General features: G+C 72.4%; 21 protein-coding genes, 1 tRNA gene and 1 pseudogene. 12 read left to right on the top strand and 11 right to left on the bottom strand.

Annotated features, from left to right (window positions below; translation table 11 throughout):
• Positions 1 to 403: 403 nt before the first annotated feature.
• Positions 404 to 538 (bottom strand): annotated as a pseudogene (locus NLX94_RS39355) (DUF2510 domain-containing protein); the annotation flags it as partial.
• A gap of 318 nt (positions 539 to 856) precedes the next feature.
• Between NLX94_RS39355 and NLX94_RS15425 the strand changes: the two are divergent.
• Positions 857 to 1,336 (top strand): SsgA family sporulation/cell division regulator, encoded by a 480-nt coding sequence (locus NLX94_RS15425; protein WP_254383275.1) that lies wholly within the window; start codon positions 857 to 859, stop codon positions 1,334 to 1,336.
• Between the two features lie 36 nt (positions 1,337 to 1,372).
• Here NLX94_RS15425 and NLX94_RS15430 read toward each other — a convergent pair whose 3' ends face one another.
• Positions 1,373 to 2,767 (bottom strand): FAD-binding oxidoreductase, encoded by a 1,395-nt coding sequence (locus NLX94_RS15430; protein ID WP_254383276.1) that lies wholly within the window; start codon positions 2,765 to 2,767, stop codon positions 1,373 to 1,375.
• A gap of 96 nt (positions 2,768 to 2,863) precedes the next feature.
• On the opposite strand from NLX94_RS15430, the gene NLX94_RS38940 reads away from it, so the two are divergent.
• Positions 2,864 to 4,378: a tetratricopeptide repeat protein gene (locus NLX94_RS38940; RefSeq protein WP_302169438.1), complete on the top strand. Its 1,515-nt coding sequence runs from the start codon at positions 2,864 to 2,866 to the stop codon at positions 4,376 to 4,378.
• Positions 4,379 to 4,498: 120 nt separating this feature from the next.
• Here NLX94_RS38940 and hppD read toward each other — a convergent pair whose 3' ends face one another.
• Positions 4,499 to 5,650: a 4-hydroxyphenylpyruvate dioxygenase gene (gene hppD, locus NLX94_RS15440; protein ID WP_254383277.1), complete on the bottom strand. Its 1,152-nt coding sequence runs from the start codon at positions 5,648 to 5,650 to the stop codon at positions 4,499 to 4,501.
• A 133-nt stretch (positions 5,651 to 5,783) separates the two neighbouring features.
• On the opposite strand from hppD, the gene NLX94_RS15445 reads away from it, so the two are divergent.
• The 8 genes from NLX94_RS15445 to NLX94_RS15480 all read left to right on the top strand — a co-directional run bounded on the left by NLX94_RS15445 (position 5,784) and on the right by NLX94_RS15480 (position 12,357).
• Positions 5,784 to 6,254: an Lrp/AsnC family transcriptional regulator gene (locus tag NLX94_RS15445; RefSeq protein ID WP_112448141.1), complete on the top strand. Its 471-nt coding sequence runs from the start codon at positions 5,784 to 5,786 to the stop codon at positions 6,252 to 6,254.
• Positions 6,255 to 6,275: 21 nt separating this feature from the next.
• Positions 6,276 to 6,923, top strand: a complete 648-nt coding sequence (locus NLX94_RS15450; RefSeq protein WP_254383278.1) for an ABC transporter permease — start codon at positions 6,276 to 6,278, stop codon at positions 6,921 to 6,923.
• Positions 6,916 to 8,190, top strand: coding sequence for an ABC transporter ATP-binding protein (locus tag NLX94_RS15455; RefSeq protein ID WP_254383279.1), 1,275 nt, complete (start codon positions 6,916 to 6,918; stop codon positions 8,188 to 8,190). Before NLX94_RS15450 ends, NLX94_RS15455 begins: the two co-directional genes overlap by 8 nt.
• Complete coding sequence (locus NLX94_RS15460) at positions 8,187 to 9,053, top strand: ABC transporter permease (RefSeq protein WP_254383280.1); 867 nt, start codon at positions 8,187 to 8,189, stop codon at positions 9,051 to 9,053. The genes NLX94_RS15455 and NLX94_RS15460 overlap by 4 nt, the downstream gene beginning before the upstream one ends.
• On the top strand, positions 9,054 to 10,037 hold the full coding sequence (locus tag NLX94_RS15465; RefSeq protein WP_254383281.1) for a glycine betaine ABC transporter substrate-binding protein: 984 nt from the start codon (positions 9,054 to 9,056) through the stop codon (positions 10,035 to 10,037).
• Positions 10,038 to 10,181: 144 nt separating this feature from the next.
• Positions 10,182 to 10,775 carry a transcriptional regulator gene (locus NLX94_RS15470; RefSeq protein WP_254383282.1) on the top strand — a complete coding sequence of 198 codons (594 nt, stop codon included), beginning with the start codon at positions 10,182 to 10,184 and terminating at the stop codon, positions 10,773 to 10,775.
• A 56-nt stretch (positions 10,776 to 10,831) separates the two neighbouring features.
• Positions 10,832 to 11,077 (top strand): hypothetical protein, encoded by a 246-nt coding sequence (locus NLX94_RS15475; RefSeq protein ID WP_254383283.1) that lies wholly within the window; start codon positions 10,832 to 10,834, stop codon positions 11,075 to 11,077.
• Positions 11,074 to 12,357, top strand: a complete 1,284-nt coding sequence (locus tag NLX94_RS15480) for an MFS transporter (RefSeq protein ID WP_254383284.1) — start codon at positions 11,074 to 11,076, stop codon at positions 12,355 to 12,357. Before NLX94_RS15475 ends, NLX94_RS15480 begins: the two co-directional genes overlap by 4 nt.
• Here NLX94_RS15480 and NLX94_RS15485 read toward each other — a convergent pair.
• From NLX94_RS15485 to NLX94_RS15505, 5 genes are all read right to left on the bottom strand, one after another.
• Positions 12,308 to 13,105: a S16 family serine protease gene (locus NLX94_RS15485; RefSeq protein WP_254383285.1), complete on the bottom strand. Its 798-nt coding sequence runs from the start codon at positions 13,103 to 13,105 to the stop codon at positions 12,308 to 12,310. The two genes, NLX94_RS15480 and NLX94_RS15485, sit on opposite strands and share 50 nt — an antisense overlap.
• A gap of 98 nt (positions 13,106 to 13,203) precedes the next feature.
• Positions 13,204 to 13,845: an IclR family transcriptional regulator gene (locus NLX94_RS15490; RefSeq protein WP_054222485.1), complete on the bottom strand. Its 642-nt coding sequence runs from the start codon at positions 13,843 to 13,845 to the stop codon at positions 13,204 to 13,206.
• A gap of 405 nt (positions 13,846 to 14,250) precedes the next feature.
• Positions 14,251 to 16,065 (bottom strand): DEAD/DEAH box helicase, encoded by a 1,815-nt coding sequence (locus NLX94_RS15495; RefSeq protein WP_374683954.1) that lies wholly within the window; start codon positions 16,063 to 16,065, stop codon positions 14,251 to 14,253.
• 150 nt (positions 16,066 to 16,215) lie between these two features.
• On the bottom strand, positions 16,216 to 16,671 hold the full coding sequence (locus NLX94_RS15500) for a type II toxin-antitoxin system death-on-curing family toxin (protein WP_254383287.1): 456 nt from the start codon (positions 16,669 to 16,671) through the stop codon (positions 16,216 to 16,218).
• Positions 16,668 to 16,868, bottom strand: a complete 201-nt coding sequence (locus NLX94_RS15505; protein WP_254383288.1) for a hypothetical protein — start codon at positions 16,866 to 16,868, stop codon at positions 16,668 to 16,670. The genes NLX94_RS15500 and NLX94_RS15505 overlap by 4 nt, the downstream gene beginning before the upstream one ends.
• Before the next feature lie 68 nt (positions 16,869 to 16,936).
• Here NLX94_RS15505 and NLX94_RS15510 point away from each other — a divergent pair, with 68 nt between their 5' ends.
• Positions 16,937 to 17,404: a hypothetical protein gene (locus tag NLX94_RS15510; protein WP_254383289.1), complete on the top strand. Its 468-nt coding sequence runs from the start codon at positions 16,937 to 16,939 to the stop codon at positions 17,402 to 17,404.
• Between the two features lie 541 nt (positions 17,405 to 17,945).
• On the opposite strand, the gene NLX94_RS15515 is transcribed toward NLX94_RS15510, so the two are convergent.
• On the bottom strand, positions 17,946 to 19,559 hold the full coding sequence (locus NLX94_RS15515) for an MFS transporter (protein WP_254383290.1): 1,614 nt from the start codon (positions 19,557 to 19,559) through the stop codon (positions 17,946 to 17,948).
• A 375-nt stretch (positions 19,560 to 19,934) separates the two neighbouring features.
• Between NLX94_RS15515 and NLX94_RS15520 the strand changes: the two genes are divergently transcribed.
• A tRNA-Cys gene (locus tag NLX94_RS15520) sits at positions 19,935 to 20,006 on the top strand.
• An 81-nt stretch (positions 20,007 to 20,087) separates the two neighbouring features.
• Here the strand turns inward: NLX94_RS15520 and NLX94_RS15525 are convergent.
• Positions 20,088 to 21,362: a site-specific integrase gene (locus tag NLX94_RS15525; protein WP_254383291.1), complete on the bottom strand. Its 1,275-nt coding sequence runs from the start codon at positions 21,360 to 21,362 to the stop codon at positions 20,088 to 20,090.
• 10 nt (positions 21,363 to 21,372) lie between these two features.
• Positions 21,373 to 21,609 (bottom strand): excisionase family DNA-binding protein, encoded by a 237-nt coding sequence (locus tag NLX94_RS15530; protein WP_254383292.1) that lies wholly within the window; start codon positions 21,607 to 21,609, stop codon positions 21,373 to 21,375.
• Positions 21,610 to 21,669: the final 60 nt, after the last annotated feature.

A 21,669-nucleotide genomic window follows, 5' to 3' on the forward strand; every position in this document is an offset into this window, starting at 1 on the left:
GCGCACGCGAAGAGGCCCCCACCCCGGCAGCGGCAGACTCCCCCCCAGGGGCCTCCGACCCGGCGGCGGCCGGCTCCGGCCACGGCGCGGGGGCCAGGGCCGGGCTCCCGCCCGGGGACGCCGCGGAGCCAGTGGGCTCCGGCCAGGACCCCGGCTGCGCACGCGGAGAGGTCTCCGACCCGGCTGCGGCCGACTCACGCCAAGGGGGCTGCGACCCGGCGGCGGCCGGCTCACGCCAAGGGGTCTCCGACCCGGCAGCGGCCGGCTCCGGCCACGGCGCGGGGGACGGGATCCGGGCCGGGGTCGGGGCGGGGCGGGGCACCGGGTGGCGTTCCGGGGTGCGCAGGGCCTCGTGCGCGCCCGTCTGGTCGAGGAACACCGGACCCGTCTCGTCGGCAGGGGCCGCCGGGCGGCTCGTACCGGGAACCCAGTTCAGGCCGTTCCAGAACCTGACGTACCCGGGGATGGACGGATCGGGGTAATAGCCCTCGCGGGCCGCGTGCTCGCCGTCACCAGGGGAGGCCGTCAATGTCCCCAACTCCGATCGTGGCTTGAGGCTTCTTGCAGGGGTGGACCATAGCCAAGAACCGCCCCCCGACAGGTCCGGTAACGGGAGAATCCAAGCGTTCGGGGGAACGCGGACGAACGCCGGCGAACACAGGCGATCACCGTCCCGTACGCATGATTTCGGTCAGCCGATTGATTTCGGCCAATCCTCGACGTGTCCGGCGAAGTCGCGTCATACCCCGGCACTTCGGCGCTCTCTCCGGGTGCGGGCCGCTCGAAGGCCCCGCGCACCGCCCGAACGAACACGCACCCGAACACGCACCGCACCCCGTACCGAAGTGAGGCCGCCATGCACCACCCCGTCGTCGAGCGCGAGCTGGAACTCAAGCTGGTCCTGTCCCCCGAGCGCAGCGTCCCCGTCCCCGCGCGGCTGCTGTACCTGACGGACGACCCGTACGCCGTGCACATCACCTTCCACACCGGCTCCAGCACCCCGGTCAACTGGACCTTCGCCCGCGAGCTGCTGGTCGAGGGGGTGTTCCGCCCGTGCGGCCACGGCGACGTGCGGATCTGGCCCACGAAGGTCGGCCAGCAGGCCGTCCTGTGCATGGCGCTCAGCTCGCCCGACGGCGACGCCCTGCTGGAGGCCCCCGCCGTGTCGGTGTCGGCCTGGCTGGAGCGGACCCTGCGGATCGTGCCGCCCGGCACCGAGGCCGACCGGCTCGGCCTGGACGAGGCCCTAGCCGAGCTGCTCGCCCCGACGCCGGCCGACGAGCTGTGGATGCGCGACCCGTGGCCGTCGGACGAGTCGGCCGAGGGGGACCTGTGACGGAGGGGGGACCTGTGACCGAGGGGGGCCTGTGACTCAGAAGAGCTTGCCCGGGTTGAGCAGTCCCTCCGGGTCGAAGGCCTGTTTGACGGCGCGCTGCATCTCCAGCCCCACCGGGCCGAGTTCGCGGGCGAGCCACTCCTTCTTCAGGACGCCGACCCCGTGCTCCCCCGTGATGGTCCCGCCCAGTTCGAGCCCCAGCGCCATGATCTCCTCGAAGGAGGCGCGGGCCCGCCGCGCCTCGTCCTCGTCGGCGGGGTCGAAGCAGACGATGGGGTGGGTGTTGCCGTCGCCGGCGTGCGCGCAGACCCCGATGAGCAGGTCGTGCGTACGGGCGATGGCGGCGGTCCCGTCCAGCATCTCGGCGAGCCGGGTGCGCGGTACGCACACGTCGTCGATCATCGTCGCGGGTCGCAGGGCCTCCAGGGCGGGCAGGGCCATCCGCCGGGCCTGGAGCAGCAGTTCGGACTCCGCCGCGTCCTCGGCCGGTACGACGGCACTCGCCCCGGCGGCGGTGCACAGCTCCCCCACCGCGGCCAGGTCCTCGGGGGCGTGCGGGGTGTCGAAGGCGGCGAGCAGCAGGGCCTCGGTGGTCTCCGGAAGCCCCATCTTCCCGAGCGCGTTGACGGCGCGGACGGTCGTACGGTCCATCAGTTCGAGCAGCGAGGGCGTCAGACCGGCCTCCATGACGGCGCAGACGGCTGCGCAGGCGGCCGCGGCGGAGGGGAACTCGGCGGCCAGCGCGAGTTGGCGGGGCGGGGCCGGGCGCAGGGCGAGGACGGCCCGGACGACGACGCCGAGGCTGCCCTCGGAGCCGACGAACAGGCGGGTGAGGTCGTACCCCGCGACGCCCTTGGCGGTGCGGCGGCCGGTCCGCAGGAGCCGGCCGTCGGCGAGGACCACGTCGAGGCCGAGGACGTACTCGGCGGTGACCCCGTACTTGACGCAGCACAGACCGCCGGCGGCGGTGCCGATGTTCCCGCCGATGGTGCACTGCTCCCAGCTGGAGGGGTCCGGCGGGTAGTGGAGGCCGCGCTCGGCGACGGCGCGCGAGAGGACGGCGTTGACGACGCCCGGTTCGACGACGGCGATCCGGTCGACGGTGTCGATCTCCAGGATCCGGTCCATCTTGACGAGGGACAGCACGATGCAGCCGTCGGAGGCGTTGGCCGCGCCCGACAGGCCCGTGCGGGCACCCTGCGGGACGACGGGGACGCGCAGCGCGTGGGCGGTGCGCAGGACGTGCTGGACCTGTTCGACGGTCCGGGGCAGGACCACCGCGGCCGGGGTGCCGGCGGCGCAGAAGCTCGCCATGTCGGTGGCGTAGGAGGCGGTCACCTGGGGGTCCGTCAGCAGGGCCTCGGGCGGGAGGCCTTCCAGGAGCAGCGTGCGGAGCTCGCTTGAAACGTCGTCGCCCATGTCGTCATCCATGGGGCCAGCGTGGCAGCCGGGGCCATCGGTGTGAACACGGCCGCGACGCCCTTCGGACACCTCGGCGGGCTCTTCATATTGACGCACAGTGACTTCATGGACCCTTTGCGCGACGCATCCGCCTCCCTGGAGAGGCAGGAGAGGCACCAGCAGGCTGCCCCGCCCGTGACCTTCACCGGCCGCAAGACGCTCGTGGCGGCGGCGGCCCTGGTGGTCCTGATCGCCGGGGCCCTGCTGATCCGGCCGGCCCGCACGGGCGACGACGCGCGCCCGCCGGGGCCCAGCGAGCGGGCCCGGGCGGCGGTCGGCATGGGTGCGCCGGTGGCGGCGGTGGACCTGGTGGCGCTGGTCGCGGACCGGGAGAAGTGGGTCGCGGAGCACCGGGACGACGAGGGCTCGTGGGCGGTGCTGGGATCGGCGTACCTGGAGCAGGCGCGCCGGACGGCCGATCCGGCCTGGTACCCGAAGGCGGAGGGCGCCCTGAAGCGCTCGCTGGAGCTGCGCCCTGCCGAGAAGGGCAACTTCGACGCGATGACGGGCATGGGCACGCTGGCCAACGCCCGGCGGGACTTCGGGACCGGGAAGAAGTGGGGCGAGCTCGTACGGGCGCAGGAGCCGAAGCGGTGGACGGCGTACCCGGTGCTCGTGGACGCGTACACCGGCCTCGGGGAGTACAAGGCGGCGCAGGCCGCGATGGAGCGCCTGGTGGAGCTGCGGCCGGGGCTGGCGGCCTTCATGAAGGCCTCCCAGGTGTACCGCGACCGGGGCTGGCGCGAGGACGCGGCGATGTCCATGGAGCACGCGGGCGGCGCGGCGAAGGCCCCGGCGGAGAAGGGGTACGTGCTGTTCCGGCTCGGGGAGCTGGCGTGGGAGCGCGGCGACCACACGGAGGCGCTGAAGCAGTACGAGGCGGCGCTGCGCACCGATCCGGGCCAGGCGGGCGCGCTGGGCGGGCGGGCGCGGGTGCTGGCGGCGCTGGGCCGGGGCGGGGAGGCGGTACGGGACTACCGGCTGGCGCTGGGGCGGGCCGCGGTGCCGGCGCTGGCGCTGGAACTGGGCGAGCTGCTGGAGTCCCTGGGCCGGGGCGACGAGGCGAAGGCGGTGTACGACGGGCTCCCGGCGCAGGCCGCCCGGACCGGGGTGAACGAGGAGGTCCTGCTGGGCCGGTTCGAGGCGGACCACGGCGACCCGACGGCGGCGGTGCGCCGCCTGACGGCGGAGTGGTCGCGGCACAAGAGCGTGCAGGTCGCGGACGCGCTGGGGTGGGCGCTGCACAAGTCGGGCGATGACGTGGCGGCGCTGGAGTACGCGAAGAAGGCCACGGAGCAGGGTGTGCGGCTCGCGGACTTCGCGTACCACCGGGGGCTGATCGAGCGGGGCCTCGGCGATGACGCGGCGGCGCGGCGGCACCTGGAGGAGGCCCTGCGGACGAATCCGCGGTTCTCGCCGGTGCGGGCGCCGCTGGCGAAGGAGGCCCTGGCGGCGATCGGCAAGCCCCCGGCGGGCGGCCCGGAGAACATGCAGCCCACCAAGCCGTGGGTGGCCCCCGAACTCCCGAAGGCGAAGCCTTCCCCGAAGCCGAAGCCGAAGCCGTCCCCGTCGGGCCGCTGAGCCGGGACAGGGCACCGCTGCGCGGACCCGCGCCTCAAACGCCGGCGTTTGAGGCGCGGGGTCCGGGGCGGAGCCCCGGGAGCGGGCCCGCAGGGCCCCCACCCCGGTTCCCGCAACCCGCTAGAGGTTGCCCCGCTTCTCCTGCTCCCGCTCGATCGCCTCGAACAGGGCCTTGAAGTTGCCCTTGCCGAAGCCCATCGACCCGTGGCGCTCGATCATCTCGAAGAAGACGGTCGGGCGGTCCTGGACCGGCTTGGTGAAGATCTGCAGCAGGTAGCCGTCCTCGTCGCGGTCGACCAGGATCTTCAGCTCGCGCAGGGTCTCGACGGGGACCCGGGTCTCGCCCGCCCACTCGCCGAGGGTGTCGTAGTAGGAGTCCGGGGTGTTCAGGAACTCCACGCCGGCCGCCCGCATGGCCCGTACCGTCCGGACGATGTCGTTGGTCGCGAGCGCGATGTGCTGGACGCCGGCGCCGCCGTAGAACTCCAGGTACTCGTCGATCTGCGACTTCTTCTTCGCGATCGCCGGCTCGTTGATCGGGAACTTCACCTTGAGGGTGCCGTCCGCGACGACCTTCGACATCAGCGCCGAGTACTCGGTCGCGATGTCGTCGCCCACGAACTCCTTCATGTTCGTGAAGCCCATGACCTTGTTGTAGAAGGCGACCCACTCGTTCATCCGGCCGAGCTCGACGTTGCCCACGCAGTGGTCGATGGCCTGGAAGGTGCGCTTGGCCGGGGGCTCGACCATCGGGGCGACGGAGACGAAGCCGGGCAGGTAGGGGCCGGTGTAGTCGCCGCGCTCGACCAGGGTGTGCCGGGTCTGGCCGTAGGTGGCGATGGCCGCCAGCCGCACCGTGCCGTGCTCGTCGGTCAGCTCGTACGGCTCGTCCAGGCCGCGCGCACCGTGCTCGACGGCGTAGGCGTAGGCCGCCTTCACGTCCGGGACCTCGATCGCGAGGTCGACGACGCCGTCGCCGTGGTCGGCGACGTGCTCGGCGAGGAAGCGGCCCCGGTCGGTGGAGGCCTTGATGACCGAGGTGAGGACGAACCGCGCGGCGCCGTTGGTCAGGACGTAGCTGGCCGTCTCGCGGGTGCCGTTCTCCGGTCCGGAGTAGGCGACGAGCTTCATGCCGAAGGCGGTCGAGTAGTAGTGCGCGGCCTGCTTGGCGTTGCCTACGGCGAAGACGACCGCGTCCATGCCCTTGACCGGGAAGGGATCGGCCTTGGCGGCGGTGGCGGGTGCGGCGTCGAGCGGCTGGGTCTCAGTCATGACGGCAGAGTCCCGCCGTTCCACAAGCTGCGCAATAGTTTCCATTTCTGCTGTACAGACTGACCAGTCTCAGCCCACCATGGCTGGAATATCTGTGCACTATGACCACCGACCGACCGCCCCGGAGGCACCCATGGGAATCGACGAACTCGACGGCCGGCTCATCGTCCTGCTCGCCCGGGAGCCCCGGATCGGGGTCCTGGAGGTCTCGCGCCGGCTCGGCGTGGCGCGCGGTACCGCGCAGGCCCGGCTGGACCGGCTTCAGTCGAACGGAGTCATCCGGGGGTTCGGTCCCCAGGTGGATCCGGCGGCCCTGGGGTACCCGGTGACGGCCTTCGCCACGCTGGAGATCAAGCAGGGCCAAGGGGCGGACGTACGGGCCCACTTGGACGGGGTGCCGGAGGTGCTGGAGCTGCACACGACGACCGGGCACGGGGACATGCTGTGCCGGCTCGTGGCCCGGTCCAACGCCGATCTCCAGCGGGTGATCGACCGGGTTGTCGCGTTTGATGGGATTGTTCGTGCTTCGACGGCGATTGTGATGGAAAACCCCGTACCCTTGCGGATCATCCCCCTGGTCGAACAGGCGGCCGAAGACGACTGACGACGGATGAGGTGACGCGGCATGAGCTTCTGGTCCTACCTGTCCAACCGCCACCAGCAGCTCCTCACCGACGCCTTCCAGCACGCCAGCGCCGTCTTCCAGTGCATGGTGATCGCGACCGCCCTCGGCGTCGCCATCGGCGTCCTCACCTACCGCAGCGGCTGGGCCGGGAACCTCGCGGTCACCTCCACCTCCACGGTGCTGACCGTCCCCTCCCTCGCCATGATCGGCCTGCTGATCCCGATCGTCGGCCTCGGCGTCGCGCCGACCGTGATCGCCCTGACGCTGTACGGGCTGCTGCCCATCGTCCGCAACTCCATCGTGGGACTGCGCGGGGTGGACCCGGCCCTGGTCGACGCCGCCCGGGGCATCGGGATGTCGCGCACCGCCCAGCTGCTGAAGGTGGAGCTGCCGCTCGCCTGGCCGCCGATCCTGACCGGCATCCGGGTCTCCACGCAGATGCTGATGGGCATCGCGGCCATCGCCGCCTACGCCTCCGGGCCCGGCCTGGGCAACGAGATCTTCCGCGGGATCGCCTCGCTCGGCAGCGCCAACGCCATCAACCAGGTCCTGGCCGGGACGCTCGGGGTCGTCGTCCTCGCCCTGCTCTTCGACGCCGCGTACGTCCTGCTCGGCCGTCTCACCATCCCGAGGGGAATCCGTGTCTGAGCCGACGTCCGCGCCGACGACGAGCCCGCAGCCGGCCGTCACCTCCGGCGCCCCCATCCAGCTGGAGAACCTCACCAAGCGCTACCCCGGCAACCCCAACCCCTCCGTCGACGACGTCTCGATGGAGATCAAGGCGGGCGAGCTGGTGGTCTTCGTGGGCCCCTCCGGCTGCGGGAAGTCCACCACCCTCAAGATGATCAACCGGCTGATCGAGCCCAGCTCCGGCCGGATCCGCATCGGCGACGAGGACGTCACCGACATGGATCCGGTCAAACTGCGCCGCAAGATCGGGTACGCGATCCAGTCCTCCGGGCTCTTCCCGCACATGACGGTCGCCGAGAACATCGCCCTCGTCCCGAAGATGACCGGCTGGTCCAAGTCCCGCGTCAAGGACCGGGTGGAGGAGATGCTCGACCTGGTCGGCCTGGACCCGCGCGAGTTCCACGGCCGCTACCCCCGCCAGCTCTCCGGCGGCCAGCAGCAGCGCGTGGGCGTGGCCCGGGCGCTCGCCGCCGACCCGCCCGTCCTGCTGATGGACGAGCCCTTCGGCGCCGTCGACCCCATCACCCGCGACCACCTCCAGGACGAGCTGATCCGGCTCCAGCACGAGCTGCACAAGACGATCGTCTTCGTCACCCACGACTTCGACGAGGCCATCAAGCTGGGCGACCGGATCGCCGTCCTGCGCGAGCGCTCGCACATCGCCCAGTTCGACACCCCCGAGGCGATCCTCACCAACCCCGCCGACGACTTCGTCTCCGGGTTCGTCGGCGCCGGGGCGGCCCTCAAACGGCTCAACCTCACCCGGGTGCGGGACGTGGAGATCGCCGAGTTCCCGACCGTGTCCGTGGACGACCCGCTCCAGCAGATCTTCAGCACCCTGCGCGCCGGCCAGGGCAACGAGCTGTTGATGCTGGACCGGCGCGGCCGCCCGTACAAATGGCTGCGCCGCGGCGACCTGATGCGCGCCAAGGGCTCCCTGGCCCGGGCCGGCCAGCTCGTGCACGACACGGTGACCCGGGACGCGACCCTGCACGACGCCCTGGAGGCCGTGCTCACCGACAGCGGCGGCCGGGTGGCCGTCACCGGGCGGCGCGGCGAGTACATCGGGGTCGTGGACATGGAGACCCTGATGAACTCCGTGCACGAGATGCTGGAGGCCGACCGGCTGACGGCCGCCGAGCACGCCCACGACCTGGAGGAGCTGCGCCACCACCGCGTCGAGCGGGACCTGGAGGGGCTCCGGGACGGCTCGGAGGGCTCATGAGCCCGCGCAACCCGGTCTCCCCCGAACGCCCGCCCGGCGAGCACGAGCTCAAGGGACACGTCTTCCGGGACCCCGGGGAGCCCGAGCCCGGCGAGGAGGTCATGGCCTCCACCGCGCCGCCCCGCCCCGGGCGCCGGCTCACCTGGGCCCGGCTGGTGACCCTGCCGATCGTGCTGGCGCTGGTGCTGCTGGCCACGTACCTGTGGATCACCAACGCCACCCTGGACACGATCGCCGAGAACTCCCTCAAGGACGGCAACGTCGAGCTGAGGCTGTGGCAGCACGTCCGGCTCACCGCGATCTCCACCTTCTGGGTGCTGGTCATCGCGATCCCGCTCGGCATCGCCCTCACCCGCCGCGGCCTGCGCCGGGCCGCCCCGCTGGTCACCGCCGTCGCCAACATCGGCCAGGCCACCCCGGCCATCGGCCTGCTGGCGCTGCTGGTGATCTGGCTCGGCATCGGCCCCTCGACGGCGATCATCGGCATGGTCGCCTACGCCGTCCTGCCCGTGCTGTCCAACACCGTCGCGGGGCTGCGCGGGATCGACCCGCAGCTGGTGGAGGCCTCGCGCGGGATCGGGATGTCCTCGCTGGGGACCCTGATGAAGGTGGAACTGCCACTGGCCGTCCCGCTGATCCTGGCGGGCGTACGGACGGCCCTCGTCCTCAACGTCGGCACCGCGACCCTGGCCACCTTCGGCGGCGGCGGGGGCCTCGGCGACCTCATCACCTCCGGGATCCAGACCCAGCGGATGCCCGTCCTGGTGCTGGGCTCGGTGCTGACGGTGGTGCTGGCCCTGTTCGTGGACTGGCTGGCCTCACTGGCCGAGACGGTCCTGACCCCGCGCGGGCTGGAGGCGTAGATGGGCAGGTTCGGCGTGAGGACGACTGCGGCCTGCGCGGCCCTGCTGCCCCTGCTCGCGCTCTCCGGCTGCGGGCTCAAGAGCGGGTCCCCGATGGTGGACGACGTCGTACCGGGCTCGGTCGGCCAGGGGCAGCCCCTCAAGGGCGCCTCGCTCACGGTCACCTCGAAGAACTTCAGCGAGAACATCGTGCTCGGCCAGATGATCGGCCTGATCTTCAAGGCGGCCGGCGCGGAGGTGCTGGACCGCACCAACCTGCCCGGGTCGATCAGCGCCCGCGAGGCGGTCATCCAGGGCGACGCGGACGCGATGTACGAGTACACGGGCACGGCATGGATCACCTACCTCGGCAACGACAAGCCGATCACCGACCCGTACGCGCAGTGGGAGGCGGTGCGGGACGCGGACGTGAAGAACGGCGTGGCCTGGCTGCCGCCGTCCACGCTCAACAACACGTACACGCTGGCCATCAGCAAGAAGAACAACGCCAAGTACGGGCTGAAGACCATGTCGGACGTGGCGGAGCTGTCGCGGCGCGACCCCTCGGCGGTGACGGTCTGCGTGGAGAACGAGTTCGCCTCGCGGGAGGACGGGCTGCCGGGGATGGAGAAGGCGTACGGGATGAACATCCCGGCGGGCAACGTCATGAAGATGGACGCCGGGATCATCTACACGCAGGTCTCCAAGTCCGATTCCTGCCTGCTGGGCGAGGCCTTCACCACGGACGGCCGGATCAAGGCCATGGACCTGGACACCCTCGTGGACGACCGGCACTTCTTCCCCAACTACAACGCGGCGCCGGAGCTGCACGCGAAGACCCTGGAGAAGTACCCGGAGATCGCCGGCCTCCTGGACCCCCTGTCGAAGCGGCTGACGACGGAGACGGCGCAGCGGCTCAACGCGCTGGTGGACGTGGAGGGGCGGGATCCGCACGGGGTGGCGAAGGAATGGCTGGTGGCGGAGGGGTTCATCAAGGAGGGCTGAGGTCCGGCCGAGTCCGGGCCGAGTCCGGGCCGACTCCGGGCGGACTCCGGGCCGACTCCGGGACGAGTTCCAAAGAAATGGATGCAAAGAAGTAGTTGCAAAGAAACCCTTGCACAGAGTCCTTTGCAACTCTACTGTTGAGGCATGCCCGAGAACCCCGACCCCCAGCAGCCGGCCCAGCCGAAGCTCCGGCAGCTCGACGCTCACTCCCTGCGCGGCCTGGCCCACCCGCTGCGCATCCGCCTGCTGGGCGACCTGCGCCTGCACGGGCCGGCCACCGCCTCGCAACTCGCGGAGCGGCTCGGGGAATCGAGCGGGGCCACCAGCTACCACCTGCGCCAGCTCGCCGCGTACGGGTTCGTCGAGGACGCCCCCGAGCACGGCAAGGGCCGTGAGCGCTGGTGGCGGCCCTCTCAGGACGGCACCTCGTTCGACGAGTCGCTGATCTACGACACCGACCCCACCACGCGCGGCGCCGCGGAGGTCTTCCTGACCGAGATCGCGAAGATCCACGCCCAGGAGCTGGCCACCTGGATGAGCGACGCCCCCAGCTGGCCCGTGGAGTGGCGCCGGGCCTCCGACCTCAGCGACTTCGCGCTCCAGCTGACCGCCGAGCAGAGCCTCGAACTGGTCCACAAGATGCACGAATTGGTCAACAGCTACCGCGATCTGCCGCCCACCGAAGGCACGGAGACGGTCCGTTTCCACACGCACGCCTTCCCCCGGCGCGCCCAGTAGCCCACATCACCCCTTCCTTCGTTTCCTTCGTTTCCTTTCGCAGAAGGAGTCCTGCCGTGCACGCCTTCAGCCATGCCGAAATCCACGCCGACACCCACGCCACCCGCACCGCCGAGGCCGCCGCCTGGCGCCGTGCCCGCGAGGCCGCGCCGCACCTGTGCCGCCACCCCGCCTCCGCCCTGCGCAACCGGGTCGGCGAGGCCCTGATCAGCGCCGGGATCCGCCTAATCCAGCCCGCCCACCTGCAGGCGCGCATCGTCCGCAACACCCGGATCTCCCGCCCGCACGGGGGCCTCGTGTGAGCCGTCGCCCTTTCATCGCCGTCCTGCTCGCCAACACCATTTCCATAGCCGGGAGTTCGCTGACCCTCATCGGCGTGCCCTGGTTCGTGCTCCAGACCACGGGCAGCGCCGGCCGGGCCGGGATCGTCGCCTTCTGCGCGACCCTGCCCGTCGTGGTGGCCGCCCTCGTCGGGGGCCCGGTCATCGACCGGATCGGCCGCCGCCGGGTCTCCGCCGTCTCCGACCTGATCTGCGCACTGTCCGTGGGAGCCATCCCGCTGCTGCACTACGCCGGGCTGCTGGAATTCTGGATGCTGTGCGCGCTGATGGCCGTCGGCGGCCTCGTGCACACGCCCGGACTGACCGCGCGCTACGTCCTCCTCCCCCACCTCGCCGAGCACGCCGGCACCACCGTCGCCCGTGCCGCCAGCCTCTACGACGCCGTCTCGCGCGGAGCCCGCATGATCGGGGCAGTGCTGGCCGGCGTACTGGTCGGCACGATCGGCGCCGAGTCCGTCCTGCTCCTCGACGCGGCCACCTTCGGCGCCTCCGCGCTGCTGGTCACCGCGTTCCTGCGCGGGGTACCGGCAGCCGAGCCGCAGCGTGACGCCGCGAAGGTGTCGTTGACCGGCTACCGGACCGAACTCGCCGAGGGCTGGCGGTTCCTGACCCGGGAGCGGCTGCTCCTGGGCATCACGGTGATGGTGATGATGACCAACGGCATCGACCAGGGCTGGTCCTCGGTCCTGCTTCCCGTACACGGCAGCGAGGTCCTCGGCGGGCCCACCGCGCTCGGCCTGATGATCGCCCTCTTCGGCGGGTTCGCGCTGCTGGGGGCCCTGCTCTACGGAGCCTGGGGCGAGCGGTTCCCCCGTAGGGCCGTCTTCGCCGCGGCCTTCCTGCTGTGCGGGGCCCCGCGGTACGTGGTCGCCGCCTTCACCGACACCCCGCTGCCGCTCGCGGTGACGATGGCGCTGTCCGGGCTGGGCGCGGGCGTGCTCAACCCGATCCTGACGACCGTGATGATGGAGAAGGTCCCCGACGCCCTGCGCAGCCGGGTCGCGGGCGTGACCACGGCCGGCTGCGAGCTGGCGATGCCGCTGGGCGGGCTGGCCGCCGGCCTGCTGGTCGACGGCTTCGGGGTGACGCAGGCGCTGCTGGTGTTCGGCGGGATCTACTTCCTCGCCACGCTCTCCCCGCTGGTGTTCCCGTCCTGGCGCACCATGGAGGCGGCCCCTGCGGCCCCCCTGCTCAGCAGGACGGAGCCTGCTCGCCCTTCTGCAGAGCCCGCAGCGCGCTGACCGCATCCGTCAGCGAGGTGACGGGGACCAGCCGCAGCCCCTCGGGGAGTTCGGACTTGGCGTCCGAGCACTCCGCCGCCGGTACGAGGAACACGCTCGCGCCGTCGCGCCGCGCGGCCTGAGTCTTCAGGGCCACCCCGCCGACCGCGCCGACCTCGCCGTCCGCGGTGATGGTGCCCGTACCGGCGATGGTGCTGCCGCCGGTGAGGTCGCCGCCGCTGCCGTTCCCGTCGAGCTTGTCGACGATGCCGAGGGAGAAGAGCAGTCCGGCGCTCGGACCGCCGACGTCGGCGAGGTTCAGCTCGACCTTCACGTCCTTCGGGTCCTTGTGGAGGAAGCCCAGGGCGGCCGCGGAGGCCGTCGACTGCGACTTGGTCATCTCCTCCAGGTTGTGCTTCTCGATCTCCTTGTCGCTTCCGCCCGACGGGTACACCGACTCCCTGGGCATGACCGCCCGGGTGGTGTCGAACCAGTCGCCGACCAGCTCGGGGAGAGTGACGGAGGTGGAGGGGCCGGTGGCCTGGATGGTGGTCATCCGCAGCTGGCCGGTGGTCTCGCGGGTGGGGGCTCCGGTGATGCTGATGACCTGCTTGCCGTCACGGGAGCCGAGCACGTCGGCCGTGAGGCCCGGCTGCGCGATCACGAAGGGCAGCGGGGCGAGGGCCGCGACGGCGAACAGCGCGAGCACGGGCACGGCGCAGACGGCGAGGGCGGCGGGACGCGGCAGACGTGTGAGGCGAGAGAGCACCGGGCCAATCTAGCGCGGGTGCCCCCGAACGGGTCGAGCCGCGCCCCCGGCGGTCGGGGGCGCGGCTCGGTGTCCTGCTCGATGTCGTGCTGCGCTGCTCAGCGCAGCGCGTCGGCCACCTCTCGGGCGGCGTCCACCACGCGCGGGCCGACCCGCTCGGGCACGGCGTCGGCCAGCATGACGACGCCCACGCTGCCCTCCAGCCCGGTGATGCCCACGAGGGGCGCGGCGGCGCCGCTGGCGCCCGCTTCGAGCTCCCCGTGGGTAAGCGTGTACCCGGGCTCGATGAGCGTGCCCTGACGGGCGGCCAGGATGGCCCGGCCGGCCGCCCCGCGGTCCAGCGGATGGCGGAAGCCGGGGCGGTAAGCCACGTGGTAGTCGGTCCAGGTCGGTTCGACGACCGCGACGGCGAGCGCTTCGGTTCCGTCCACGAGGGTCAGGTGCGCGGTGGCGCCTATGTCCTCGGCGAGGGAGCGCAGCGCCGGCAGTGCCGCCTCGCGCACCAGCGGGTGCACCTGGCGGCCCAGGCGCAGCACGCCGAGCCCGACGCGGGCGCGGCCGCCGAGGTCGCGGCGGACCAGGGCGTGCTGTTCGAGGGTGGCCAGGAGGCGGTAGACCACGGTGCGGTTCACACCGAGGCGGTTGGAGAGCTCGGTGACGGTCAGACCGTGGTCGGTGTCGGCGAGCAGTTTGAGAACTCGGAGTCCTCGGTCGAGAGTCTGGGAGGTTTCCGCGGTCACGACGCCTCTCCCTCTTTCGGTGGGCGGCGGTGACTCTCTGGGGAGCGCGCCGCCGGTCCCTCGGCGACGCACGGAGAGGCCGCCGGTAGCGGCCATGGCACCGGCTGCGCTCCCGCAGCGGCGCTGCCACGGGGCGTTCGATGCGGGGACACTAGCGAGCGGGTCCGCTCAGCGGAAGGGCTCGTCCAGAATCCGGGCGCCTACTGCCGTTTTATGCCGGTTGAAAACGCGCATCGCTGTCAATTCGTGACCTACGGCCCCCGGCCGCGACGCGCTCCCCCACCTCTGCCCCGAACGCCCCCGCAGGGCCTCCCACCACGGATCCGGCGCCCCCGCCACGAGGCCCCGGCGGGGCGTGGACCGTACGAATCTCCGCGCGCCCCGCGCTCCGCATTCCGTAGGAAATCACCGCATCCGGGTGGCCCACTCCTGGACCTTCTTGATCCGCTCGCGCAGCTGTCCCGCCGTGGCCTCCGCGCTCGGCGGTCCGCCGCACACGCGGCGCAGTTCGGTGTGCAGGACCCCGTGCGGTTTGCCGCTCTGGTGGACGTAGGCGCCCACCATCGTGTTGAGCGACTTCCGCAGCTCCAGCAGCTCCTTGTGGGAGACCACCGGCCGCCGGTCGGCGGGCAGCTCCAGCAGGTCGGCCTCCGAGTCCGGCTTGCGCTTGCTGTGCGCGATCTGCCGCGACTGCCGCTTCTGGAGCAGCATCTGCACCTGGTCGGGCTCCAGCAGCCCGGGGATGCCGAGGTAGTCCTGCTCCTCCTCGCTGCCCGGGTGCGCCTGCATGCCGAACTCGGCGCCGTCGTACAGCACCCGGTCGAAGACGGCGTCGGACTCCAGAGCCTCGAAGGACATCTGCTCCTCGTCGCCGGTGTCCTCGTCCTCCTGCTTGTTCGCCTCCTCCATCTCCTTCTCGGAGTCGGCGTACGGGTCCTCCTCGCCCTGCTTCTTCGGCTTGTCGAGGACGTGGTCGCGCTCGACCTCCATCTCGTTGGCGAAGCCGAGCAGGTAGGGGATGGTCGGCAGGAACACCGAGGCCGTCTCGCCGCGCCGGCGCGAGCGCACGAAGCGCCCGACGGCCTGCGCGAAGAACAGCGGGGTCGAGATGGTGGTGGCGTAGACGCCCACCGCCAGCCGCGGCACGTCGACGCCCTCGGACACCATGCGGACGGCGACCATCCACCGGTCGTTGCTCGCGGCGAACTCGTCGATCCGCTTCGAGGCGCCCGTGTCGTCGGACAGGACGACGGTGGCCTTGGTCCCCGTGATCTCCCGGATCAGCTTGGCGTAGGCGCGCGCGGAATCCTGGTCGGCGGCGATGACCAGCCCGCCCGCGTCCGGGATGCCCTTCCTGACCTCGGTCAGCCGCTGGTCGGCGGCGCGCAGCACGTTCGGCATCCAGTCGCCGCGCGCGTCGAGCGCCGTGCGCCAGGCCTGCGAGATGGCGTCCTTGGTCATCGGCTCGCCGAGGCGCGCGGCGATCTCGTCGCCCGCCTTGGTGCGCCAGCGCATGTTGCCGCTGTAGGAGAGGAAGATGACGGGCCGCACGACCCCGTCGCCGAGCGCGTTCCCGTAGCCGTACGTGTAGTCGGCGGAGGACCGCCGGATCCCGTCGTTCCCCTCCTCATAAGCCACGAAGGGAATGGGATTCGTATCGGACCGGAAGGGCGTACCGGTGAGGGCGAGCCGCCGGGTCGCCGGGTCGAAGGCCTCGAGGCAGGCCTCGCCCCACGACTTGGAGTCACCGGCATGGTGAATCTCATCAAGAATGACAAGGGTCTTGCGCTGCTCGCACCGGTTGCGGTGCAGCATCGGGCGCACGCCCACACCCGCGTACGTGACGGCGACCCCGTGGTACTCCTTGCTGAGCGGGCCGGCGGAGTAGTCCGGGTCCAGCCGGATCCCTATCCGGGCGGCGGCTTCCGCCCACTGCTTCTTCAGGTGCTCGGTGGGCGCGACGACGGTCACCTGCTGCACCACGTGGTGGTGCAGCAGCCAGGACGCGAGGGTCAGCGCGAAGGTGGTCTTGCCGGCGCCGGGGGTGGCGACGGCGAGGAAGTCGCGCGGCTGGGTCTCCAGGTACCGGTCCAGCGCACCCTGCTGCCAAGCTCGCAGGGCGCTGGCGGTACCCCACGGCGCGCGGCCGGGGAAGGCGGGTGAGAGGTGGTGGGAGGCGGTAGTAGTCACGGTCTCCGGTTCGGGCTCTCGGCGGCGCATCCGATCCGGTCCGGGCGTGCGATCCGGGCATCGGTACGGGTACGGCCGGCGGTACGGGCAGTCGTACGTAGGACAACCGGGCCACCTTACCGGCCCGGGCCCGCCCCCCGCGGAGGGACAGGCCCGTGACCTCGGCGCGTGCGGCGAGCGTCACATTCGCGGGTCCAGCGCGCGCAGCCGCTCCGCGATCCGCCCGATGTCCGCCTCGTTCCCCGCCGCGACGTCGATGACCAGGTCGTACGCGGAGTCCTGGTCGGCGTCGCCGAGATCGACCCCGTTGAGGGCGAGGAAGGTGGCGGCGGCGAGCCAGGCCGTGCGCTTGTTCCCGTCGACGAGGGGGTGGTTCGTCGCGATCCCGTGCAGCAGGGCCGCAGCCTGCTCGTAGGTGTCCTCGTAGGCCGAGGCCCCGAACATCCGCGCCCGCGGCCGGTGCACCGCGGACTCCAGCAGTCCGGGGGCCCGCAGCTCGACGGACTGCTCCTGAGCGAGACAGGCATACCGCGCGAGCCCGAGCACCTCCGCGAGGGTCAGGTACCTGACGCCCCGCCCGCTGCCCCCTGCCTGCTCTGCCTGCCCTGCCTGCCCCGTGTGCTGTCCGGTGCTCATTCCCCGAGCCTCCGCAGCAGCCCCGCGTGCCGGCCGGCGAGTCGCGCGGCCTCGCTCCCGGCGCGCTCGCGCTCCCCGCGCACCCAGGCCCGTACGGCCGCCAGCGCGGCGTCCTCGACGCTCTGCCCCGTGGCATCGGCGAGATCGGCCAACTCCGCCAGCTCCTGCTCGGGCAGCCCGATGATCAGCTCGTTCATCCCCGGATGCTACGGCCGCCGCCCCGGCGGCTGCGCCCCGTTTTCGCAGGGCCCGTACCCTCGGGTCCGTGCCCCGCAGCCCGAGGAAAACCCGCCGACTGCTCGCCGACGGGCGCGCGTACGCGTGGACGGTGCGCCACGGCCACCGCAAGGACGACACGGGCCGGCCCGTGGACTGCCGCCAGACACTCACCCTGTACCCGCAGCCCGCCGGCGCCGGCGGAGCGCTGCGCATCGTCTTCGCCGCCGGGCCGGGCCGTTACGTCCCGGGCGGGGCCCCCTTCGGCTCCGGGGACGTGGGCCTCGTCCGGGGCGCGGACCTCAATCTGCACGAGCCGGGCGCCGTACGGGCCCTGCTCGACGCGGCCCTGGCCCAGGGCTGGGACCCGGAGTCACGGCAGCCGGCGGAGGTCGACGGCTGGCCCCTGCTGGAGGCGGCGGCAGCCGCGCAGACCGCGGCCAAGGCCACCACCGCTCGCGCGGACCACCGAGTCCCCGACGCGGCGGAGTCACGGCACCGGGCGGCGCGGCCCTGACCTTCATGCGGGCCCCGCCGGGCTTCCCGCAATTGCCCGGGCTGCATCCCATCCCCACCGATGCAGGACCCGAAGACGCCGGGGCTCGGCAGCCTGACGGTCCGGAGGCCAGGGGCCGAGGGCCCCGCGGCCTGGCGGCCCGTGGGTCCGGCGGTCCGAAGGCCCAGCGGCCCGGCGGCCCGGGGTCCGAAGGCCCGGCGGCCCGGGGTCCGAAGGCCCGGCGGCCCGGCGGCCCGGCGGCCCGGCGGTCCGGCGGTCCGGCGGTCCGGCGGTCCGGCGGTCCGGCGGTCCGGCGGTGCGAGGGTCCGGCGGTGCGAGGGCCCAGCGGCCTGGCGGTCCGGGGGTCCGGCGGCCTGGCGGCCCGGCGGTCCGAAGGCCCAGCGGCCCGGCGGTCCGGCAGCCGGGCGGTCCGGGGGTCCGGCAGCCCGAAGGCCCAACGGCCCAGGGGTCCGGCGGACCGAGGGCCCAGCGACCTGGCAGTCCGGCAGTCCGGCAGTCCGGCAGTCCGGCAGTCCGGCAGTCCGGCAGTCCGGCAGTCCGGTCAAGCCTTTACGGTGTCCTCCGCCCCGGCCCCCGCTCCGGTTCCCGCTCCCGTTCCTGCCCCGGCCGCGGCCACCGCTCCGCCGCCCTCCCCCGCCGTCGGCCCGGTCCGGCCGGGCCCCCGCCCGGTCCGGCCGGGCCCCCGCCAGGCTCCCGGGACGAGGTCCAGCCGGGTGGCGACCCATGCCCCCACCAGCGCCACGCAGGCCATCGGCAGGAACACCACCAGGAAGGCACCGGGGTGCGAAGCACCGGCACCCTCCGCCGCGGAGTGCGCCGCACCCACCGCTCCCCCGCCCAGCGCAGCGAACGCCGCACCGCCCGCAGCGAGCAGCACCACGTTCGCCAGCGCGTCCGAGATCTGCAGCGAGGCGGAGTTCGCGCCCGCTTCCTCCGGCGCCGACAGCTTCAGCAGCAGCACGCTCGTGGAGCCGATGACGAGCCCCATCCCCAGGCACCCCACCGCCCACACCAGCGCCAGGGTCCACACCGGCACCCGCTCCACGAGCACCGCCGGCACCCCGGCGATGGACGCGGCGACCATGATCATGCCCAGCACCATCAGCCGCTCCCGGTACGGTGCCAGCCGCCCCTGCGACTGCACCCAGGAACCCGCGGCCCACGTCACCCCGCCCAGCGCGAGCGAGAACCCGGCCAGCGTCGGGCTCAGCCCCCGCTGGGTGACCAGCATCAGCGGTACGAAGCTCTCCGCCGCGATGAACGACCCCGCCGCCACGCCCCGCAGCAGCACCACCGACGGCAGCCCGCGCCGCGCCCGGTAGGTCCCGCGCGGCAGCAGCCCCAGCACGGCGGGCACCAGCAGCGCCGCCCCCGCGAGCCCCGGCAGCAGCGACAGCCACCGCGCGCCTGGATTGGACGCAGCCTGCGCGGCGTACTGCAGCAGCCCGGCGCCGGCCGAGATCCCCAGCGCCAGCTTGATCCGCCGCCGGTCGAACGCCACGGGCGGAGCCCCGGGGTCCACCGGCCCCGAGGCGGTCCGCCGGATCGCGGGCAGCGCCACGGCCAGCGGTACGAAGACCAGCGCGGGTATCCCGAGGAAGACCCAGCGCCATCCGAGGTGCTCGGTGACGGTTCCCGCGGCCAGCGGTCCCACGATCGAGGGCACGACCCAGCTCGCGGCGAAGGCCGCCATGATCGCGGGCCGCAGCCGCTCCTCGTAGGCCCGGCTCACCACCACGTAGAGCGCGACGATGACCAGCCCGCCCCCGAACCCCTGCACGGCCCGCCCGAGCACGAACATCCACATCGCCCCGGCGGTCCCGGAACACACCAGCCCGGCGGCGAAGGACCCGATCCCCACGGTCAGCGGCCGCAGCGGCCCCTGCCGGTCGGCCCACTGCCCGGAGAGCACCATCCCGAAGAGGCTGGTGGTGAAGTAGGCGGAGAAGCCGAAGGCGTACAGCCCGATCCCGTCCAGCTCCCGGGCGGCCACCGGCATGGCCGTCCCGACCGCGGTCGCCTCGAACGCGATCAGAAAGATGACGGAGATGATCCCGATGCTGAGCGTCCGGTACGCGGGCCCGAGGATCCCGCCCTTCGGGTGGTCGGGTATCGGTCCGGTGGGTGCGGCGGCTCGCTGCGGGTGGGCGCTCATCGCCCCAGCGTAAGGTGCGTACCCCTGTAGCGACCCTGTCCTTTCGGCGTATCCCACCTCGGCCCCTGGTCCTAGGCCTGCCGGCGCCCCGACGGCTTGCCCACGTCCCGGCCGGCCGGCCTGCGCCGGCTTCGCCCCCACGAACTCATCGGCACAGATATCCGACAGAGAGTTCCGTGTGCGCGGGCTGCGCCGACAGGGGTGGGGCCGGGGACTGCTTGGCCACGACCGGCCGGGAGCTGCGAGCCCGGGCCGTCGGGGTCCCGCTCCGCACCCCGGACTGTGAACGCGGCATGGCAGTCGCATTGCACAGCCGCCCTACCCCTTCCCCACCCCTCGGGCACCCTCGTACGGTCATACCCATCACCACCACCCAGCCGTGTGCCCGAGTGGTTGAGGGACTCGCCTGCAAAGCGAGTTACGCCGGTTCGATTCCGGTCACGGCTTCTGATGGCCCGACCAGCCAAAACGAATGGGCGGCCCCCACACGGGGTGCCGCCCATTTGGCTGTTCGTCTCAGTTCCCGTCTCACTTGGCCGGTACGAGCACGCCAGCTGCACCGTCGTCGCCCTCGTCCGTCCGGTCCGCCGCGGCCTTCCAGATCAGCCCGTCGACCTGCCGCGCGACGTCGCTCCGCACCGCGTCGACCATGTGCTGATACCGCGCGGCCATGGCCGTGGTCGACCACCCCATGAGGCCCATGACGGCCCGCTCGGGGACACCGAGGATGAGCAGCACCGTGGCGGCTGTGTGCCTCGCGTCGTGCAGGCGCCCGTCGCGAACCTTCGCTTCCACGAGCAGTGCCTTCCACTCGGCCCAGTCCCTCCGGTGCGAAGGGCTGCGCCCGTGCTCGTCGGGGAACACCCAGTCCCCTTCTACCCAGCGCTTCCCAACGGCCCGCCGCTCCTCATCCTGGACCTTGCGGTGGGCTCGCAGCAGGTCGACGAGCTGCTCCGGGAGACCTACCGCGCGACGGCCGGCACGCGACTTGGTGACGGAGGTCTCCGGGTTGCTGCGCCGCCTCTCCGGGCAGTACCCGGCCTTTCGACCGCAGGGGTCGCTGCACCCGTGCGCGTACTGAGGCCGGTGGCGACTCCGGCGGACCACGAGGAATCCACCCTCAAGGTCCACGTCCACCCACTTCAGGGCAAGCACCTCCCCCTGACGCAGCCCGAGGGCGAGCGCGACGGCCCAGCGCGCCGAATTCCGCTGCCGGCCGGAGGCCTCAAGGAGCCGCTGCACCTCTTTTACTGTGTAGGGCTCCGCCTCGTAGTCGCCGGTCTTCGGCGCCTTGGCCAACTGGACCGGGTTCTTCCCGAGGTGGCCGCGGCGCACTGCCTCGTTGAGCGCGGTGCGGAAGGTGCGGTGCACCTGGTGAGCGGTCGCGGGCTTGCTGCCGTTGGCCTGCATCTTCGCGTAGAAGATCTCGATGTGCTCGGGCTTGAGCCTGTCGAGACGGTGCGCTCCAAGTCCGGGGATGAGGTGCTTCCGCACGGCCACGCCGTACCCAACCATCGTGTTGTCGTTGACCACGAGGGGCGCGACGTTCTCGATCCAGTGCGTCAGCCAGGCCTTGACGGTCATGGCCTTGCCCGGCTTGCGCACGGTCTTGGCCTCCCGGTCCTTCTCCAGCTCCCGTACGGCGGCCGTGACCTCGGCACGGGTCTTGCGCTCGACGTGGCGCCGGTCAGGTGAGCCGTCGTCGCGCACGCCGACCGTGACGCGGCCGTGCCACTTTCCGTCCTTCCCGAAATAGATGGAGCTGCGGCCGTTGGGCTGGCGGGTCCGCTTGTTCTCTGTCATGGGCAGCCCTTCAGGCAGCGGTGGAGGTAGGACGGTGCGCTTCACGGAGCCGTGCGAGGAAGTCGGTCACGGCTTCCGCCGGCACTCGGCGAAGCCGGCCGATGGGCACGGACTCCAGCTGTCCGGAGGCGATGAGGTGAAAGCACGTGGTCCGGCCGACGGAGAGTCGGCGGGCTGCCTCTTCGACAGTCAGCAGAACGAGCGTTGGATCTGCGGAGTGGGTCGCGGCGACATGAACGTCGTGCATGAGCACGCTCCTTGGCGGGGGTCGTGGCGTGGTGTCCGAGGCCGGGATTTCTGCGTCATC

Origin of the sequence: Streptomyces sp. TBY4 (assembly GCF_024213195.1) — a bacterium.
Taxonomy (GTDB): domain Bacteria; phylum Actinomycetota; class Actinomycetes; order Streptomycetales; family Streptomycetaceae; genus Streptomyces.